This window comes from Nostoc sp. CHAB 5715 (genome assembly GCF_020829685.1).
In the GTDB taxonomy this organism is placed as follows: Bacteria; Cyanobacteriota; Cyanobacteriia; order Cyanobacteriales; family Nostocaceae; genus Nostoc.
On record NZ_JAIVFR010000864.1, the window covers coordinates 1 to 3,242 of the forward strand.

General features: G+C 37.4%; 2 protein-coding genes and 2 pseudogenes. All 4 read right to left on the reverse strand.

What is annotated here, in order from left to right; genetic code table 11:
* Positions 1-438 (reverse strand): annotated as a pseudogene (locus LC574_RS32685) (hypothetical protein); the annotation flags it as partial.
* 479 nt (positions 439-917) lie between these two features.
* The gene (locus LC574_RS32690; RefSeq protein ID WP_229457745.1) at positions 918-1,292 is read right to left on the reverse strand and encodes a hypothetical protein; all 375 of its coding nucleotides are present in this window, start codon (positions 1,290-1,292) and stop codon (positions 918-920) included.
* A gap of 173 nt (positions 1,293-1,465) precedes the next feature.
* On the reverse strand, positions 1,466-2,146 hold the full coding sequence (locus tag LC574_RS32695; RefSeq protein ID WP_229457746.1) for a hypothetical protein: 681 nt from the start codon (positions 2,144-2,146) through the stop codon (positions 1,466-1,468).
* 250 nt (positions 2,147-2,396) lie between these two features.
* Positions 2,397-3,242, reverse strand: a pseudogene (locus tag LC574_RS32700) (hypothetical protein); the annotation flags it as partial.

A 3,242-nucleotide genomic window follows, 5' to 3' on the forward strand; every position in this document is an offset into this window, starting at 1 on the left:
AACAGTCTCCTGTTAGCCGATCGCCTGGTCGTTACTAATAACGCCACCATTTTCACCATTACTGTCATCAACAATTAGAATATTTAACTCTTTATTGACGCTATTTTTACACGAACCGAGAAAAATAGATCCGTAAGCACCTCTATCTTTGTTATCAGGGCATAATTGTTTAATTCTATCTAGACATTCTTCCGGCCCATATAACAACCGTGTTTTTGATGATAATAATAATTTGTGACCTTCAGGATGATTAATTAATTGTTCCACAGTAGACTTTTCGTCCATATGCCCGAACGAAAAGTTAACCCCAGGAAAGAAATGTTCTATTAGGGTATTATTAAGTTCTTCTTTTAACAGTGAATCTGGATTAACCGTATTACCATCTGTATGAATCCACTGATTTAACCTAGTGTCAAAATGTTTAGCTTGAATTGTCATATATAAACAATTAAACTTATAAATTTAAATATAAATTTTTACTTTTTGGCACTAAAATACCCTTAGAGTTTGATTTTACTTTCTCTATATTGGTAATTTATTAAACAATTTTCTAATTTCTATTTGCAAAATAGATATAATTTTTAATACATAGGAATATGATTATTACTTAGGACATGGCTCCTGAAGACGTATTCGGCGTGATCTCAAAATTTAAGTATGAAGAAAATATACAAACTTCTCAATTACTTCTTGGTTAATGCTAAATCAGTAGTAACATTCTTAATGTTTGCCATTGTGCTGATGTTTGTAGTTTGATAGAGAAAGCTAAATTAGTATGGCAGCAGCTTGATAATTTTATGTCTGCATAATTTTTTACCCTTCTGTAGTTTTTCAATTTGGATCTATCCTTTGTTCTAGCTATTATTTTTATTTAAAGTAACTAGAACAAAGTGGCTTGAGATACAAAGCTTGACTTCTCAGTATACTGAGCAAGATTCAAGTAGGATTCCTATATAAAATACATAATTTTGTATAGTGTTGTAGACGTTCTGCGTAATATTTAGTTTAAGTTGGTTCTCTAACTCTTCCAATTTAGATGATTTTATAGGTTCTAAACCTAAATAATTATGATACGCCTCATTAGCTTCATTAAGAACACTATGAGATTGATATGATGCTTCGTTTTTAACCATAAACTCTATCAAGCTTTCTATAGTGTCACCCTGCCAAGAGTCTGAAATCTTATCTTGAAATCTTCCTCTTTTAGTCGATGTCGCATCACTCCATAAATCACCAAAGGGTGCATCTTGATTTTTAAATTGTTTGAGCCATTCTCTAAAACTTATGGTCATTTTTCATTTCTCCCTAGTCGGTTTTTAGCCTGTTGGCATACCTATCAGAGCGATTCGATCGTAACCGTCACAGCGTACTGGTAGATAAAGCAGCTTTACAGATAAGATAATCCTGTATTTCAGTATCTATATTTTGTGGCAGTAATGAAGTAAATTTTCCCTTTTTGCTGGTTTTATGAGTCGATGGGTATAATTTCATCACTGTTGAAAACTTCAACTGTAGCATTTGGACTGTTCATATCTGTGGTTTGTTCGAGTAGGCGTGTTGCTTCCTCAAGCAATGTGCTTGCGTTGTGAAGCAGTGTTCGCACTTGGGTTAACTTGTTCCGCCGTTCGATACCAAGTTGTGCTTCTATATACCGCGCATCATGCTGATGGCTGAGATGAATTACCCGTACTTCTTGTTCTTTCTCTGAAGGTGCAAACATTGCGTTTTCGGCGGTTAATTTATAGTACGAGTACGTACCACTCGGCCGTTTGACATTGTAGATGTGGAGTTCGCAACCAGGTGGCGCGATGTACTGTCCGTCGAAGTTGGTAAGTCCAGTACGAATATTATCCAATGTGGTGGCGATCGCCTCAATGGCCGGGATAACACTTAACGATTCTGGTGATTGTGGGCAACCGCGCCTCATCAGCATCATGATAGCGGCAGAACGACGGGTCAGGCGAATTTGTTCTTGATACTGGCGCATTTGTTCTTCCCGAATACGAACAAGTTCGAGTTCTTCATCGGGGCTTAGTTGAACCGCACTCCCACAGGTTTTGTAATTTAAGCAGTCGCCAGAGTCTATGCCTGGGTATTGCATCATACTGGCACAGTCAAATCCAAGTCCGCATTTTTTCTTAGGCATAGCTTATATCCTTTAGTTCTAGTTACTTTTATAATTTAATATAGCTAGAACAAGGTAGAGTTATTTCCTATGGGGTTATGTGCAAACCCACAGAGATAAACGATATTAGGATTTTTTCACCTGAGTAGGATATCGTTTGTACGAAGTATTCAAATTTGAACACTTCGTAAAGACGATAGTAATTCCCAACAGCTTTTTACCCACAGTCATAGAGGCACTGTGGATTAAGTTTTCTCTACCAACAGATTTACTATTGCTCAATGCCTCTTTGCGATCGCAATTTATTCATTAACGCTTGTTGGGTAAAGACACGCAAGCTTTCAATCTGCTCGATTTCGTTTGTTGTTAGTCGAGTTGGTATCTCTTCGTACCAGTTTCCCTGACTATAGCAGGTTTGCATCACAGGAGTATTATCCCCATGACGGTAAACAGTCAGAATATTGGCATCTAAGCTGGCACTCAATTCCCGTCCCTTGATACGGAAATTATTGGTAACAAGCATATAGTCAGTGATTGTAGAAGGCAGATATTTGAGGTTAGAAGGGAGAAGGTTAGGAAAAGGGGGAGTAGGGGAAGATTGCTCTTGCAGGATTTGTTGAGCAGTGGATAGACGGTTTTCTTCTGAAATATCCTGTTCTGGGTGTTGCTCCTTCAGATGCGGCTGTACTTTTTTCTTAACCTTATTTGCTTTCGACGTGGGTTTATCTTCTAATCTTGGTTGTATTACCGAAATTTGATCTGGATAATTACTATTGAGTACTTTCGTACTAGCAAGTATTTTGGAGTTACTATCGATATCGCCATTACTATCACTTGTACTGCTGCTAGTAGCTTTATCGGTATAAAAAGACTTATTTTTACTTGTGCCATTAGTATTTATGCGGTTAATTGCTCTGGCTTTAGCTTGTTGAATTACTTCCTTATCTTTCTCTTGGTCGTATGTTATTCCATATTCAGACCGCAGTTTGTTCCAACTATAGGGTTTGTATACTTGATAACCAGCGATTTTCACATCATTATGGATGTAGGTAAAGCCTAGTAGTTCCTCCCCCCGCATTTTAGGCAATACCCCAATGTTGTTTTCCTCCAAACGTTG

Bases quoted from the DNA above. Each gene is read 5' to 3' on its own strand.
- LC574_RS32690 (WP_229457745.1), bottom strand. From the start codon at position 1,292: ATGACCATAAGTTTTAGAGAATGGCTCAAACAATTTAAAAATCAAGAT.
- LC574_RS32695 (WP_229457746.1), bottom strand. From the start codon at position 2,146: ATGCCTAAGAAAAAATGCGGACTTGGATTTGACTGTGCCAGTATGATG.